The sequence below is a fragment of the Pseudomonas sp. HAR-UPW-AIA-41 genome, assembly GCF_002304225.1.
Lineage (GTDB): Bacteria > Pseudomonadota > Gammaproteobacteria > Pseudomonadales > Pseudomonadaceae > Aquipseudomonas.
Map to the genome: position 1 here is coordinate 312,381 of NZ_NSLB01000003.1, position 13,681 is coordinate 326,061.

General features: G+C 63.2%; 18 protein-coding genes. 17 read left to right on the top strand and 1 reads right to left on the bottom strand.

Going from position 1 to position 13,681, the window contains the following annotated elements; translation table 11 throughout:
* The first annotated feature begins 56 nt into the window (after positions 1-56).
* From CK486_RS08805 to secB, 3 genes are read left to right on the top strand one after another with little or no spacing between them, the layout of a single operon-like run.
* Entirely contained in the window at positions 57-470 is a 414-nt protein-coding gene (locus CK486_RS08805; RefSeq protein WP_095939915.1) for a rhodanese-like domain-containing protein, read from the top strand.
* Positions 470-724, top strand: a complete 255-nt coding sequence (gene grxC, locus CK486_RS08810; protein WP_095939916.1) for a glutaredoxin 3 — start codon at positions 470-472, stop codon at positions 722-724. The genes CK486_RS08805 and grxC overlap by 1 nt, the downstream gene beginning before the upstream one ends.
* A 56-nt stretch (positions 725-780) precedes the next feature.
* Positions 781-1,248 (top strand): protein-export chaperone SecB, encoded by a 468-nt coding sequence (gene secB / locus CK486_RS08815; protein ID WP_095939917.1) that lies wholly within the window; start codon positions 781-783, stop codon positions 1,246-1,248.
* Between the two features lie 140 nt (positions 1,249-1,388).
* Here secB and trmL read toward each other — a convergent pair whose 3' ends face one another.
* Positions 1,389-1,844 (bottom strand): tRNA (uridine(34)/cytosine(34)/5-carboxymethylaminomethyluridine(34)-2'-O)-methyltransferase TrmL, encoded by a 456-nt coding sequence (gene trmL / locus CK486_RS08820; protein ID WP_095939918.1) that lies wholly within the window; start codon positions 1,842-1,844, stop codon positions 1,389-1,391.
* A gap of 107 nt (positions 1,845-1,951) precedes the next feature.
* Here trmL and CK486_RS08825 point away from each other — a divergent pair, with 107 nt between their 5' ends.
* From CK486_RS08825 to CK486_RS08890, 14 genes are read left to right on the top strand one after another with little or no spacing between them, the layout of a single operon-like run.
* Positions 1,952-2,869: an MSHA biogenesis protein MshI gene (locus CK486_RS08825; protein ID WP_095939919.1), complete on the top strand. Its 918-nt coding sequence runs from the start codon at positions 1,952-1,954 to the stop codon at positions 2,867-2,869.
* Entirely contained in the window at positions 2,869-3,474 is a 606-nt protein-coding gene (locus tag CK486_RS08830) for a PilN domain-containing protein (protein WP_095939920.1), read from the top strand. Before CK486_RS08825 ends, CK486_RS08830 begins: the two co-directional genes overlap by 1 nt.
* Positions 3,471-4,139 (top strand): type II secretion system protein GspM, encoded by a 669-nt coding sequence (gene gspM, locus CK486_RS08835; protein WP_095939921.1) that lies wholly within the window; start codon positions 3,471-3,473, stop codon positions 4,137-4,139. Before CK486_RS08830 ends, gspM begins: the two co-directional genes overlap by 4 nt.
* 7 nt (positions 4,140-4,146) lie before the next feature.
* Positions 4,147-4,443: a Type II secretory pathway component gene (locus CK486_RS08840; protein WP_256574389.1), complete on the top strand. Its 297-nt coding sequence runs from the start codon at positions 4,147-4,149 to the stop codon at positions 4,441-4,443.
* Positions 4,443-6,071 carry a pilus (MSHA type) biogenesis protein MshL gene (gene mshL / locus CK486_RS08845; protein WP_256574390.1) on the top strand — a complete coding sequence of 543 codons (1,629 nt, stop codon included), beginning with the start codon at positions 4,443-4,445 and terminating at the stop codon, positions 6,069-6,071. Before CK486_RS08840 ends, mshL begins: the two co-directional genes overlap by 1 nt.
* A 3-nt stretch (positions 6,072-6,074) precedes the next feature.
* Positions 6,075-7,007 (top strand): ExeA family protein, encoded by a 933-nt coding sequence (locus tag CK486_RS08850; RefSeq protein WP_095939922.1) that lies wholly within the window; start codon positions 6,075-6,077, stop codon positions 7,005-7,007.
* Positions 6,974-8,305 carry a lipopolysaccharide assembly protein LapB gene (locus CK486_RS08855; protein WP_256574391.1) on the top strand — a complete coding sequence of 444 codons (1,332 nt, stop codon included), beginning with the start codon at positions 6,974-6,976 and terminating at the stop codon, positions 8,303-8,305. The genes CK486_RS08850 and CK486_RS08855 overlap by 34 nt, the downstream gene beginning before the upstream one ends.
* Positions 8,302-10,023, top strand: a complete 1,722-nt coding sequence (locus tag CK486_RS08860) for a GspE/PulE family protein (protein ID WP_095939923.1) — start codon at positions 8,302-8,304, stop codon at positions 10,021-10,023. The genes CK486_RS08855 and CK486_RS08860 overlap by 4 nt, the downstream gene beginning before the upstream one ends.
* Positions 10,023-11,255: a type II secretion system F family protein gene (locus CK486_RS08865; protein WP_095939924.1), complete on the top strand. Its 1,233-nt coding sequence runs from the start codon at positions 10,023-10,025 to the stop codon at positions 11,253-11,255. The genes CK486_RS08860 and CK486_RS08865 overlap by 1 nt, the downstream gene beginning before the upstream one ends.
* Entirely contained in the window at positions 11,255-11,782 is a 528-nt protein-coding gene (locus CK486_RS08870) for a hypothetical protein (RefSeq protein WP_095939925.1), read from the top strand. The genes CK486_RS08865 and CK486_RS08870 overlap by 1 nt, the downstream gene beginning before the upstream one ends.
* 9 nt (positions 11,783-11,791) lie before the next feature.
* The gene (locus CK486_RS18400) at positions 11,792-12,319 is read left to right on the top strand and encodes a type II secretion system protein (protein WP_095939926.1); all 528 of its coding nucleotides are present in this window, start codon (positions 11,792-11,794) and stop codon (positions 12,317-12,319) included.
* 17 nt (positions 12,320-12,336) lie between these two features.
* Entirely contained in the window at positions 12,337-12,777 is a 441-nt protein-coding gene (locus CK486_RS08880; RefSeq protein WP_095939927.1) for a type II secretion system protein, read from the top strand.
* Positions 12,777-13,226, top strand: a complete 450-nt coding sequence (locus CK486_RS08885) for a type II secretion system protein (protein WP_095939928.1) — start codon at positions 12,777-12,779, stop codon at positions 13,224-13,226. Before CK486_RS08880 ends, CK486_RS08885 begins: the two co-directional genes overlap by 1 nt.
* Complete coding sequence (locus CK486_RS08890; protein ID WP_095939929.1) at positions 13,223-13,681, top strand: prepilin-type N-terminal cleavage/methylation domain-containing protein; 459 nt, start codon at positions 13,223-13,225, stop codon at positions 13,679-13,681. Before CK486_RS08885 ends, CK486_RS08890 begins: the two co-directional genes overlap by 4 nt.

The following is a 13,681-nucleotide window of genomic DNA, read 5'->3' on the forward strand; positions in this document are numbered from 1 at the left end:
GCCGACTAATGCCCCTGTGTATACTGGCCGCCATTTTAACGCTGTGGATCCTTGTGATGCTCGCCAAGCTGATTGAATTTGCCTCTAACCACTATGAATTGAGCCTGGCTTTCGCCGTGCTGCTCGGCCTGCTGATTGCTCACGAACTGCGCCGCGCCGGGCGCAGCCTGAGCAGCCGTGAACTGACCGCGCTGGTCAACAGCGATCAGGGCGTGGTGCTGGATGTGCGTACGCACAAGGATTTCGGCACCGGCCATATCGTCGATGCGCTGAATATTCCCTTCGACAAGCTGGCCGAGCGCATGGTCGAGCTGGAGAAGCACAAGGCCAAGACCATCATCGTGGTCGACGCCATGGGTCAGCATGCCGGCAGCGTATGCCGTGAGCTGAAGAAGGCCGGCTACACCGTGGCCCGCCTGGGCGGCGGCATTGCCACCTGGCGTGCCGACAGCCTGCCTGTGGTCAAGTGATGAAGCCGGTACTCATCTACACCAGCGCGATATGCGGTTACTGCATGCGCGCCAAGCAGTTGTTGCAACGCAAGGGCGTGGCCTTCGACGAGATCAGCGTCGACGGCAAGCCCGATGTACGCGCCGAGATGGTCCGCAAGGCGGGCAAGACCTCGGTGCCGCAAATCTGGATCGGCAGCGCCCATGTGGGTGGTTGCGACGATCTGCATGCCCTGGAGCGCGCCGGCAAGCTGGACGCGCTGCTGGCTGACTAGCAGGTTGTTTTCGATAGTCGGCTAACTCTACTAATAACGCACAGCAAGGCTCAGCCATGACCGAAGAAACCCAAGGCGCCCAAGAAGCGCAAAACCCGCAATTCTCCCTGCAGCGCATCTATGTGAAGGACCTGTCCTTCGAAGCGCCCAAGAGCCCGGAAATTTTCCGTCAGGAGTGGACCCCGAGCGTCGCTCTGGATCTGAATACCCGTCAGCGCCAGCTGGAAGGTGATTTCCACGAGATCGTTCTGACTGTGTCCGTGACCGTGAAGAACGGCGAAGAAACCGCCTTCATCGCCGAAGTGCAGCAGGCCGGCATCTTCCTGATCAAGGGCCTGGACGCCGCTTCCATGAGCCACACCCTGGGCGCCTTCTGCCCGAACCTGCTGTTCCCCTATGCGCGCGAAGCGCTGGACAGCCTGGTAGTGCGCGGCTCGTTCCCGGCACTGATGCTGGCTCCGGTGAACTTCGACGCCCTGTACGCTCAGGAGCTGTCGCGCATGCAAGCTGCCGGCAACGCCTAAGAACCTGTGTACGATCTGCTGCGCGTCGGCCATACGGCGTTAAAACAGCCTTGTCTGGCTCTAGCTCGCGAGATCGTAAACAGGCTCTAAGCAGTGCATGAAAAAAGCGCCCCGAGGGGCGCTTTTTTATTGTCTTGCCATTAGCGGAAGCCGTTCTGTCGCCAGGCCTCGTAGACGGTGACCGCCACGGCATTGGACAGGTTCAGGCTGCGACCGCCCGGGCGCATGGGCAGGCGTAGGCGTTGTTCGGCCGGCAGGCTGTCGAGAATCTCGGCGGGCAGGCCTCGGCTTTCCGGGCCGAAAAGGAAAATGTCCCCGGCCTGGAACTGAACTTCTGCATAGTTGTGACTGCCTTTGGTAGTAAAGGCCATTAGTCGGCCAGTACCGATATCTGCTATACAGTCAGCAAGGCTCGCGTGGCGCTTTAGCGTGGTGTATTCGTGGTAATCCAGGCCGGCGCGACGTAGTCGTTTGTCATCCAGTTCGAAGCCCAGTGGTCCGACCAGATGTAACTGGCAACCGGTGTTGGCGCACAGGCGGATGACATTGCCCGTGTTGGGTGGGATCTCGGGCTCGAACAGCACAACATGGAACATGATTAGGCTCAGGGAAAGAGTCGGATACGGCATTTTACCGCGCTTGCACAGTTTGTCGGGCGGCAACAACGGATTGCCTGCTACTTGAAGGTTTTAAGGGGAAGGCGTTGCTCGGATGGCTGAATAAGAAAAAGCAGACGCCGCAAGGGCTGATCGGGCTTGAAACTGGCCCGGAAGGTATTGCTTTGGCTCAGGTTGAGCGCGATGTCGATGGGCGCGCCCGACTGATTCGTTGTTTGTTCAAAGCGGCTGCTCCAGCCGAGCAAGCTCAGGTGCTCAAAGACTGGGTGCAGGAGCTGCAACTGCAGGGCGCCGAGGTTAACTTCCTGCTTCACCCTGCCAGTTATCAGTTGCTCTTGCTCGATTGTCCCGACGTGCCCGAGGACGAGTTGCGCGACGCCATGCGCTGGCGCCTCAAGGACCTGATCAGCCAACCTCTGGATACCGTTGTCACCGATCTGATCGCATTGCCCGCCGATGCCTATCGCGGGCGTTCGCGCATGGCCTATTGCGCCGTGCTGGAAAAACAGCAGATGGAGCAGATTGCACGTCTGTTGCGTCAGGCCGGGCTCAGGCTGCAGTCGATCGATATTACCGAGATGGCCTTCCGTAACCTTGGCCTGCAGGCCGGGGCGGCGGGCATCAATCTGGCGCTGCTGCGCCTGCGCTCCAGCGAAGGCCTGATCAGTGTGCAGAACGGCGCCGATCTGTACATGGCTCGGCGTATTGAACAGGGCATCGAGCGTGCTGAAGGCAATTACTCCGCGATCACCCTGGAAGTGCAGCGCTCCCTGGATTATTTCGAGAGCCAGTTGGGCAAAGGGTATATCACCCGTTTGCTGCTGTTGCCGATGAAACGCGACGGCGAGCAGGCCATGCAGGCTCTGGCGGGCGGGCTGGCGGTGAATCTGCAGCGTCTGAGTCTGGAAGACCTGTTCGGTGACGACGTGCCGCTGCTCGATGAGCGCGAACAGGCTTACTGTCTGGCGGCCGTCGGCGCGGCTCTGCGTCAGGAGAACAGCTGATGCAGAACCTCAACCTCTATCAGCATCAGCGCCGCCGGCAGACCGGCCCGCGGCCGCGTCATATGCTCCAGGCATTGCTGGTAGCGTTTGGACTGGCACTGCTGCATGGCGGCTGGCAGTTGTGGCAGGTGCGTGATCTGCAGGCGCAACTGCAACAGGCCGAGGCGCTGGCGCAGAGCGAGGAGCAACTGCTGGCTGGCGAACAGGCGGTGTTTCGCGAACCGCAGCTTGATCCGCAATTGCCCCTGCAGGTGGCATCTGCGCAAGAGCGTAACCGCCAGCTTCAGCGTCTTGCCGATTACCTGCGGCTGTTGGCCCTGCAGCACCAGCAGGGTTTTGCTGATCCGCTGGTTGCCCTGTCCGAGCAGCATCCGGAGCAGGGGCTGTGGTTGACCCGGATTGCCTTTACCGATGGAGGTCGCCACCTGCGTCTGGAAGGGCGTAGTAGCGATCAGCAGGCATTGCCGAGCTACCTGCAGGCGCTGGGGCAGGCGCCGGCGTTCAAGGGCCGTCAGTTTGCCCATTTCAGTGCCAAGCGCACGGCCGCTGAACCCTTCGATTTTGTCCTGTCCTCGCAGGCGGCTGATCAGGAGAAACAGCCATGAAAGCCTTGTTGCAGCGTTGGCAGGCCATGGTGCCGCGTGAGCAGTGGCTGACTCTCGGGGTGGGGTTTGCCTTGCTTGGAATGCTTTATGTGCTGCTGGTGGCCGATCCCCTGGCGCTGCGCCAGAAACAGCTCAATGGCCAGCTGGAGGGGGCCAAGGCGCGACTGCTGGAAGCTCAGGCGCAGCGCGCCGAGTTGCAGCGCAAGCGCGAGCAGGATCCCAACCTGGGCATGCGCAGCAGCCTGCTGCTGGCGCAGGCTGAACATGAACGCCTGCTGGATGGCATCGATCACGAGACTGCCGCGCTGATCGATCCGCCAACCATGCGCCGGGTGCTTGAGGACCTGCTGCGTGCCCAGCCGGGGCTGAACCTGATGGCAGTGGAAAGTTTTTCCGCGCCGCTGGAAGTGCCGGGTGAGGCGGAGTCCGCCAAGGATGAAAAGGCGGTTGCGCCGGCGGTCAGTCTGTACCGTCATGGCGTGCGCCTGACGCTGGAAGGCGGCTACTTCGAGTTGATCGCTTATCTGCAGGCCGTGCAGGCCACGGGCTGGCGTCTGCACTGGCAGCAACTGGACTATCAGGTGGATGCCGGCGGCAGTGGCCGGGCGAGCATTCGTCTGGAGCTGTATACCCTCAGCCGGCAAGCGGGGTGGGTCGGTGTCTAGAGCCTTGTTGAGCCTACTTGCAGTGCTGTGCTGCCTGCCGGCGCTGGCCGCGCTCGACCCGACCATGCCGCCGCAGGGGCATAGCGCTTCGCCGCAGGAGGCAGCCCAGACGCTGCAGCTGCAGGCCATCATTCGCGGCAGTCATGGCCAGCGTGCCGTGATCAATGGCCAGAGCCTGAAGGTGGGTGAGCAGCTGGGAACCTCCCGGCTCAAGGCCATCTACCCGCGTGCCGTACTGATCGAGCGCCAGAGGCAGCAGGAATTGCTGCGCCTGGCCGAACCCATAGTCAAACCGAGCCGATGATGTCGATGAATACTCGTGCCCTGCCGTCCCTCGGCCTGCTCAGCCTGTTGTGCCTGCTGAGCGCCTGCCAGACCTTCAAGGATGGCGACGACCAGCTTTACCAGCAGAGCAACAGCATGCTCGATGAGAGCCTGCAGCAGAGTAAAGCCAAGGTCGCGCCGCCGCCCTCGGTGCAGGCTGCCTTGCTGCCTCCGCTGGAAATGGACCGTGCCCTGGCCAGTGGTCCGCGCTTCGATGTGGCGGCCAAGGACATGCCGGCCCGCGACTTCTTCCTCAGCCTGATGGACGGCGCCGGTAAGAATCTGGTGGTGCATCCGGAGATTCAGGGCAACATCACCTTCAGCCTGCGCAACGTGACTCTGGAGGAAGTGCTGGCGGCCGTGCGTGACAGCTATGGCTATGACTTCCGCAAGACCAGCTATGGCTACCAGATTCTGCCGAACCAGCCGGTGACCCAGTCCTACGATCTCAACTACCTGAATATCCAGCGTCAGGGCACCACCGATACCCGGGTCAGCTCCGGAGAGGTGACCAACAGCAACAGTACCGACAGCACGGGTACCGAAACCACCACCAGCACCAGTTCCTCGACGCTCAGCGCCAGCCACCTGAGTACCACCAGTTCGGTGGATTTCTGGGCCGAGGTGCGCAAGGTGGTGGAGATGATCGTCGGTGAGGAGCCGGGCAACAGTGTGGTGGTCAACCCGCAGGCCGGCCTGCTGGTGGTACGCGCCAACAGCCGCGACCAGCAGAACGTCGAGGCCTTCCTGCGCATGGCCCAGCGCAATCTGCAGCGCCAGGTCATCCTGGAAACCAAGATCATCGAGGTCGATCTGAATGACCAGTTCCAGGCCGGGGTCAACTGGACCTACATCTCCGGGCAGAAGGCGATCGGCCTCGGCAGCTTCATTCCGGGTCTGGATGGTCTGAACACCCCGACCAACCCGATCAGCGGCCCGACCGGGGTGGGCGGTACCTTTACCGGCAGTTTTGACTTCGGCAACTTCGAAGGAGTGATCCAGCTGCTGGAAACCCAGGGGGATGTGCGCGTGCTGTCGAGCCCGCGGATCTCCACGCTGAACAATCAGAAGGCGGTGATCAAGGTCGGCACCGACGAGTTCTTTGTCACCGACGTGTCGACCACCACCACCACTCTGGCCGGCGGCACCACCGCACCGGACCTGGACATCACCCTGACGCCGTTCTTCTCCGGCATTTCCCTGGACGTCACGCCGCAGATCGACGAGCACGACGACATCACTCTGCACGTGCGGCCATCGGTCAGCCGCGTGCAGGACCAGAACAAGACCATCACCCTGGGCGGCGAGGACAACGAGTTCAACCTGCCGCTGGCACTGTCCACCACCCGCCAGTCCGACTCCATTGTGCGAGCCCGCAGTGGTCAGGTGGTGGTGATCGGCGGCCTGCTGCAGAACACCAACCAGAACATCGATGCCAAGCTGCCGTGGGCATCCCAGCTGCCGCTGATCGGCCCGATGTTCAAGCAGCAGTCCAAGGATCTGCGCAAGAGCGAACTGGTGATTCTGCTGCGTCCGCAGGTGGTCAGCGACGAGACCTGGATCAACGAGATCCAGAAGAGTGCAGCTGCCTTCAAGGAGCTGAGATAGCCCATGTACGAGGCGTTCTTCGGCCTGCGCGAGAAACCCTTCGCGCTGACTCCGAATACCGAGTTTCTGGTTCAGCTGGCGCCCTATCAGGCCTGCCTCAACCTCCTGCGCGTGGCGCTGGGCGAGGGTGAGGGCTTCATCAAGGTCACGGGTGAAGTCGGCACCGGCAAGACCCTGCTGTGTCGCGCGCTGCTCAACCTGCTGGATGGCGAGCGCTACCAGCTGGCCTACCTGCCCAATCCCTGCCTGAGCCCGCTGGAGCTGCGTCAGGCGCTGGCCCGCGAGCTGCGTATCGAGGGTGTCGACAACCTGCAGGACCACGCCCTGCTGGATGCCCTGCAAATCCGTCTGATCGAGCTGGCAGCGGCTGGCAAGAGCTGTGTGCTGCTGATCGACGAGGCGCAGGCCCTGCCGGCAGAAACCCTGGAGGCGTTGCGTCTGCTGACCAATCTGGAAACCGAGCAGCGCAAACTGCTGCAGGTGGTGCTGTTTGGTCAGCCCGAGCTGGATGCCACCCTGGCCCGACATGAGTTCCGCCAGCTGCTGCAGCGCATCACCTTTTCCTATCGCCTGCGCCCGCTGGATGTGCGCGATACCCAGCGCTACCTGCAGGAGCGTCTGGCGGTGGCCGGTTACCGTGGCGAGCCACTGTTCGCGCCGCGTGCCATACGCCTGCTGGTGCGGGGCAGCAGTGGTATTCCCCGCCTGCTGAACATCCTGGCGCACAAGTCGCTGATGGCCGCCTTTGGTGATGGCAGCCGGCAGGTGGCGGCCAGTCATGTACGCCGTGCCATGGCCGATACCGAGGGGGCACAGCCGTTCCGGCACTGGTCGCCGCGCTGGCTCAGCCTTGGGCTGGCGGCAGGCACGCTGTCGGTTGCGGTGCTCTTGGGCGCCTGGCCGTGGCTGAAACAGTGGTCGGGGTGGTGGTCATGAGTCTGGTCAACGATATGCTGCGTGACCTTGATGCCCGGCGTGCGGCGCCGAGCGAGCGGGTGCCGCTGGAAGGTCTGTATGCGGTGGACGAGGAGGGCGCGCGCCGGCGCGAACGCAACCGCCGTCTGCGCCTGGGTTCGATCTTCCTCAGTGCGGTGATTCTCACGGGTCTGCTGGTCGGACTGATGATCGGTCGTATCGTCGGCCGCACGCCTGAAGGCCCGGTGCTGGCCGATCCGACTCCCGTGGCAGCGGTGGCCGCGCCGCAGGTGCTGGAGATATTGCCGCAACACGTCAACGGGCGTTTTGTGCTGCAGCTGCTGCTGGATCAGTCGGTGGCCTACCAGCGTACCGACGAGAGTGGTGCGGTCAGCCTGCGTCTGCCCGGTCTGCGCCTTTCGGGTGAGCCGCGCAACGGGCGTCTGCAGCAGGATGGTCGCAGCCTCTCCTGGCGCGTGGAGCCCCAGGGCAACGACGTGCTGGTGCTGCTGGTCGGTCTGGGCGATCAGCTGCAGGTCAGCGACCGTCTGGAGCCCGCCGGGGCTCGCTGGCAGTTGTGGCTGGAGGCGCAGATGCTGGCTACGCCGGCCGAGCAGGTCGATCTGACTGCCTTGCCCGCCGCCGAAGAAGAAAGCACCGCGCCTGCGGAAAACCCGGCCTGGCAGGTTCGCTCTGAACCGGTCAGCCAGCCTGCGCCCGCGGCGCGGCCGCAGGTCAGCATCACCGCGCGGCCGGCCGATCCGCTGGCCGAGGCGCGCCAGGCCATGCTCGATCAGGATTACGCCGGCGCCGTGGAGCAACTGGAGCGTGTGCACCGCCAGCAACCGCGCGATGCCGACACCATCCGCCTGCTGGCGCGCGCCTACCTGGGGGCCGGCCAGCAGGGCAAGCTGCTGGGCTGGTTACCGGCCCAGCTGGCTCAGGTGGGCGATGACAGCGAACTGCGCATACTTCTGGCCCGCGCCCAACTGCAGAGCGGACAGACCCAGGCGGCGGTGGCCACACTGGCGCAGCGGCGTCCGCTGCTGGCCCGCGACCCCGGCTATCACGCCCTGCTCGCGGCGACCTATCAGCAGACCGGGCAGTGGCGCGAGAGTGCCGAGGTCTATCGCCAACTGGTTGATCTGCGCCCGCAGCAGGCACCCTGGCAACTGGGGCTAGCCATCGCCCTGGAGCAGCTGGAGCAGCCGCAGCAGGCCGCCCAGTATTATCAGCTGGCGCTGCGCGGCCAGGGCCTGGATGACGGCGCCCGGCGCTTTGCCATCAGCCGCGCACAGACACTCGGAGGTCAGCCATGAGCGAGGAAGTCCGCCAGCGCAAGGTGCGCATCGGCGACCTGCTGGTGCAGGCCGGCCTGATCAGCGAGCTGCAGTTGCAACAGGCGCTGCAGGAGCAGAAACGCACCGGCTCCAAGCTCGGTCGCGCGGTGATCGACATGGGCCTGGTCAGCGAGGTCAAGCTGCTCACCGCCTTGTCCGAGCAGCTGCAGATTCCGTTTATCGAACTGCGTCACTTCAAGTTCGACCAGAACCTCGTGCAGAGCCTGCCCGAGGCCGTGGCGCGGCGTTTCCGCGCCATCGTCCTGACCCGCGAGGGCGGCGGTCTGCTGGTCGGCATGTCCGACCCGCTGGACCTGTTCGCCCTCGACGAGATGGAGCGCATTCTCAAGACCCGCGTGCTGCCGGCGGTGGTGCGCGAGGCGGAACTCCTGGCCACCCTCGATCTGGTCTACCGGCGCACCAGCGAAATCGCCTCGATTGCCGGCGAGCTGGAAGGCGAGCTGCAGGACAGCGACTTCGACCTTTCCAAGCTGGGCGCCGACAACACCAGCGAGGCGCCGGTGGTGCGTCTGCTGCAGACGCTGTTCGAGGATGCGGTGCAGATGAAGGCCTCGGACATTCACATCGAGCCGGACGAGGGCGTGGTGCGCATCCGTCAGCGTATCGACGGCGTGCTCAGCGAGCAGGTGATGAAGGAGGCGCGGGTGGCCTCGGCGCTGGTGATGCGCCTGAAGATCATGTCCGGCCTGGATATCTCCGAGAAGCGCCTGCCGCAGGACGGCCGTTTCAATATCCGGGTGAAGAACCGCAGCCTGGATGTGCGGGTCTCGACCATGCCGGTGCAGTTCGGCGAGTCGGTGGTGATGCGTCTGCTGGATCAGAGCGCCGGGATCTTCCATCTGGACGCCAGTGGCATGCCGGCCGACCTGCTGGCGCGTTTTCGCCGCCTGCTGCAGCGCCCCTACGGCATGGTGCTGGTCACCGGCCCGACCGGTTCAGGTAAGACCACCACGCTGTACGCCGGGCTTTCCGAACTGAACAGCCCGGAAAAGAAGATCATCACCGTGGAAGACCCGGTGGAATACCGCCTGCCGCGGGTCAATCAGGTGCAGGTCAATGCCAAGATCGACCTGAGCTTCGCCCGCGTGCTGCGCGCCGCCCTGCGTCAGGACCCGGACATCGTACTGGTGGGCGAGATGCGCGATCAGGAAACCGCCGAGATCGGCCTGCGCGCCGCTCTCACCGGTCACCTGGTGCTGTCCACCCTGCACACCAACGATGCGCAGACCTCAGCTATGCGCCTGATCGACATGGGCGCCGAGCCCTTCCTGGTGGCCAGCGCCCTGAATGCCGTACTGGCCCAGCGTCTGGTGCGTCGGGTGTGCGAGAACTGCATGGAAGAGCATGTGCCCGAGCCACAGCAACTGCTTTGGCTGGAGCGTCTGCACGGCGGCTCTCTGGCCGGTCGCACGTTCAAGCTGGGCGCCGGTTGCCATCAGTGCCACAACAGTGGCTATCAGGGGCGCATCGGTGTTTACGAGCTGCTGGAGATGGATGAGCCGATGATCGCGGCGTTGCGCCGCAATGATCCGCAGAGCTTTGCCGAGGCCGCCCAGCGCAACCCGCACTACCGTCCGCTGGCCGCCTGCGCGCTGGATTACGCACTGGCAGGCGTCACCTCGGTGGAGGAAGTGCTCAAGGTTTGCGCCACTCTGACTGATGAGCTGCCCGGCTGATGGCCAGTTTTCGCTATACGGGGCGCAACCACCAGGGCGAGCGGGTCTCCGGCTCCCTGCAGGGTAATAGCGCCGATGCGGTGGCCAGCGAGCTGGTCGCCCAGCGAATTACCCCGTTGCAGATCGAAGAAGAGACGGCCAGTGGCGGCGACAATGCCATGGCCTGGCTGGCCGAGCGGCTGCGTAAGCGCAGTGTCGATCTGGAAGAGCTGATCATCTTCTGCCGGCAGATGTACAGCCTGACCAAAGCCGGCGTGCCGATCATCCGGGCCATTGCCGGGCTCGGCGAGTCCAACCGCAACCTGTATTTCCGCGAAGTGCTGCAGGCGGTGCGCGCCGATCTGGAAGGCGGGCAGAGCATGGCTGTAGCCCTGCATGCCCATCCGCGGGTATTCAACACCCTGTTTGTCAGCATGGTCAGCGTGGGTGAGAACACAGGCCAGCTGGATGGCGCCTTCAAGCAGCTGTCCAGCTACCTGGAGCTGGAGCGCGAAACGCGCAAACGCATCAAGCAGGCCACGCGTTATCCGCTGTTCGTGCTCTCGGCCATGGGCGTGGCGCTGGCGGTGATCAACCTGTTCGTGATCCCGGCGTTCGCCAAGGTTTTCGAGCAGTTCAAGGCCGAGCTGCCCTGGGCCACCCGCGCACTGATCGGCACCTCACAGTTCTTCCAGCACTACTGGTGGCTGATGGCTCTGCTGCTGGGTGGCGGCCTGTATGCCTTCTTCCAGTGGATCAAGACCGAAGAGGGGGCGTTGACCTGGGATCGCCTGAAACTGCGCATCCCGATTGTCGGCGGCATCTTCGAGCGTATCGCCCTGGCCCGTTTTACCCGCACCTTCGCCATGATGTACGGCGCCGGCGTGCCCCTGCTGCAGACGCTGTCGATCAACAGCGCCAGTGTCGGCAACCGGCATATCGGCCGGGCCGTGCTGGCCATGCGTGAGGGGGTCGAGCGTGGCGAGGCCCTGACCCGGACTGCGGCGGCCAGCGGGCTGTTTACTCCGCTGGTGCTGCAGATGATGGCGGTGGGCGAGGAAACCGGTGCGCTGGACGATCTGTTCGTCGAAGTGGCGGATTTTTACGAACAGGAAGTGGATTACGACCTCAAACAACTGGCCGATGCCATCGAGCCGATTCTGATCGTGGCCATGGGTGTGATGGTGCTGGTGCTGGCACTGGGTGTGTTCCTGCCGATGTGGGAACTCGGCTCGGTGGCCAAGGGGCGCTGATGCGGGCCGATTACGACAGCATCCACACGGTACGCCTGAGCCGCCGCTGGGGCTGGGGATTGGCTAGTCTTATTCTTGTTGGAGTGCTTGTTTCCTGGGGTTGGAAGATGGCTGAGGTAAGTGAGCGCAGGGCAATGCAGGCGACTCAGGAAAATCTGCAGACCAGCCTCAGCCATCTTTCGGCTGAATGGGTGGCGAAAGATGGCGTTCGAGATCAGTCTTTGGTCACGCAAAATCCGTTCGGATTGTTGCGATGGATGCCAGACAACTACTGCGGCGAACTGGACGAGAAGTTGTCTGTGGAGTCAGGATGCTGGTATTGGCAGCCGTCGCACTCTTGGGTGATCTACCAGCCAAGGTTTGCCGGCGGTGGCTGGGGGCGTGAGCAGATGCCCTATGTATGGAGGCTGCTGGCAGTGCCACGGCAGGATTTGGCGGTGATGCAAGCCGGCCGTAAGGCTTTTGCTCTGGAGCTGGAAGCTGTAACCGACGCGGAACTGGCAACTACGAAATTACTGAGAAACTGAGACGTAGATATGAAACACAGTAAAGGTTTTACCCTGATCGAGCTGGTGGTGGTGATTGTCATCCTCGGTATCCTGGCGGCAGTTGCCTTGCCTCGCTTTATCAACTCGACACGTGATGCACACCGCGCTGCCTTCAACGGCGCTGCAGGCGGACTGGCTTCTGCCGTGACGCTGGTGCGTTCGCAGCAGGAGGTGAATCGTAACGGCGGTATTCTTGGCTGCGCGGGTAACAACTGCTTCATTAACGTTGCTGGTTTTGGCGCCGGTACCGTCGATGTGAATGCTAACTTCTGGCCAGCCGGTACGGGGCTTGGCGGTAACCCGCCTGCGGTGGCCACTCCGAGCGTGGCTGAATGTCAGAATCTCTGGAGCGCACTGTTGCAGGGCAGCGCACCAACGGTTGCGGGAGCGAACCCGGACTACGTGGCGACTGCTGCCCCGGCCAACAGCTGCACCTACACCTACCAACGCGATGGCGCCAATGACGCCATCGTGTACAACACCTCTACCGGCGAAGTGACTCGCAACTTCAACTAACCCAGGCGGACCAAACCATGAAAAAACAGCAAAGCGGTTTTACCCTGATCGAACTGATCATGGTGATTGTGATCCTTGGCATTCTGGCGGCGTTTGCGTTGCCGCGATTTGCCGATTTCAGTGGCCAGGCGCGCTACTCCAGCATCAATGGGGCGCTGGGTTCGGTGCGGTCAGCCAGCGCGATTGTTCATGCTGCCGCTATCGCAGCTAATCAGACCGGTGCTACCGGGACTGTGACACTGGAAGGCCAGTCGATCGCATTGGTTCATGGCTATGCCACTCAGGCTTCGATTATCACGGCCGCTCAGTTGAGTTCTGATTTCAACACTGCAACAGCCGGTACGATCGCGCTGGGTGGTTGTTCCTTTACTTATACCCAAGCGACCACCGCCACCAGTGGCGTGACCATCAGTGCGATCACAGGTGCTACCGGACAATCCTGCCCGGCGACGCCGTAATGCCCCCGCGCGGCTTTACCCTGGTCGAGCTGCTGATGGTGATTGTCATCATCGGCATTCTCGCTGCCGTGGTGGGGCCGCGTTTCTTTGATCGGCAGCAGTTCGATCAGCGCATGTTCTATGAGGAAAGCCTCTCTGCTGTGCGCTACGCGCAGAAGCTGGCGCTGGCTTCTGGCTGCCTGACTCAGGTGAGCCTGAGCCAGGCAGCTGGCTATCAGGTGCATCAGGCGGCCAACTGCACGTCCGGTGGCTACAGCCTGGCTGTGCCGGGTGCCGATGGCGCGGCGCTGGCCAATGGCAGTGTGCCGCAGGGGGTGGCCATTACCGTCACCAATTTTCCTGTGGTGTTTGATTCCCTCGGTCGTCCGCAGAGCGGTACCGCCAGCGCCACTGTGGGTGGTTTCAGCCTCAGCGTGATGGCGGAAACCGGACTGGTGCAGGGGCAATGAACCGCCAGCAGGGCATGACCCTGGTCGAGCTGGTCATCAGCATCGTCATCATCGGTATTGCTGCTGCGGCGCTGTATTCGGCCATGGCGGCTATTACCGGGCGCTCGGCCGATCCGTTGCTACGCCAGCAGAGTCTGGCGATTGCCGAGGCCTATCTGGAAGAAATCCTCCTGCAGCCGTTTCTCGATCCCGCCACGGGCAGTCAGTGTCCGTCGCCGCCGGCCAGCCGTGCGGCGTTCGACAATGTTTGCGACTACGCCGGGCTCAGCGATAACGGCGCACGCAGCGCCTCGGGGGCGGCGATTGCCGCCCTGGCCGATTACCGGGTGCAGGTGGCTGTCGCCGCGCAGGCCTGGAATGGCCTGCCGGCCGGCGATGTGCTGGCGGTCAGCGTCACGGTCACCGATCCGGCGGGGCAGTCGTTGCTGCTCTCCGGCTACCGGACACGGTATTGA

Bases quoted from the DNA above. Each gene is read 5' to 3' on its own strand.
- CK486_RS08805 (WP_095939915.1), top strand. From the start codon at position 57: ATGCTCGCCAAGCTGATTGAATTTGCCTCTAACCACTATGAATTGAGC.
- grxC (WP_095939916.1), top strand. From the start codon at position 470: ATGAAGCCGGTACTCATCTACACCAGCGCGATATGCGGTTACTGCATG.
- secB (WP_095939917.1), top strand. From the start codon at position 781: ATGACCGAAGAAACCCAAGGCGCCCAAGAAGCGCAAAACCCGCAATTC.
- trmL (WP_095939918.1), bottom strand. From the start codon at position 1,844: ATGTTCCATGTTGTGCTGTTCGAGCCCGAGATCCCACCCAACACGGGC.
- CK486_RS08830 (WP_095939920.1), top strand. From the start codon at position 2,869: ATGCAGAACCTCAACCTCTATCAGCATCAGCGCCGCCGGCAGACCGGC.
- gspM (WP_095939921.1), top strand. From the start codon at position 3,471: ATGAAAGCCTTGTTGCAGCGTTGGCAGGCCATGGTGCCGCGTGAGCAG.
- mshL (WP_256574390.1), top strand. From the start codon at position 4,443: ATGTCGATGAATACTCGTGCCCTGCCGTCCCTCGGCCTGCTCAGCCTG.
- CK486_RS08850 (WP_095939922.1), top strand. From the start codon at position 6,075: ATGTACGAGGCGTTCTTCGGCCTGCGCGAGAAACCCTTCGCGCTGACT.
- CK486_RS08860 (WP_095939923.1), top strand. From the start codon at position 8,302: ATGAGCGAGGAAGTCCGCCAGCGCAAGGTGCGCATCGGCGACCTGCTG.
- CK486_RS08865 (WP_095939924.1), top strand. From the start codon at position 10,023: ATGGCCAGTTTTCGCTATACGGGGCGCAACCACCAGGGCGAGCGGGTC.
- CK486_RS08870 (WP_095939925.1), top strand. From the start codon at position 11,255: ATGCGGGCCGATTACGACAGCATCCACACGGTACGCCTGAGCCGCCGC.
- CK486_RS18400 (WP_095939926.1), top strand. From the start codon at position 11,792: ATGAAACACAGTAAAGGTTTTACCCTGATCGAGCTGGTGGTGGTGATT.
- CK486_RS08880 (WP_095939927.1), top strand. From the start codon at position 12,337: ATGAAAAAACAGCAAAGCGGTTTTACCCTGATCGAACTGATCATGGTG.
- CK486_RS08885 (WP_095939928.1), top strand. From the start codon at position 12,777: ATGCCCCCGCGCGGCTTTACCCTGGTCGAGCTGCTGATGGTGATTGTC.
- CK486_RS08890 (WP_095939929.1), top strand. From the start codon at position 13,223: ATGAACCGCCAGCAGGGCATGACCCTGGTCGAGCTGGTCATCAGCATC.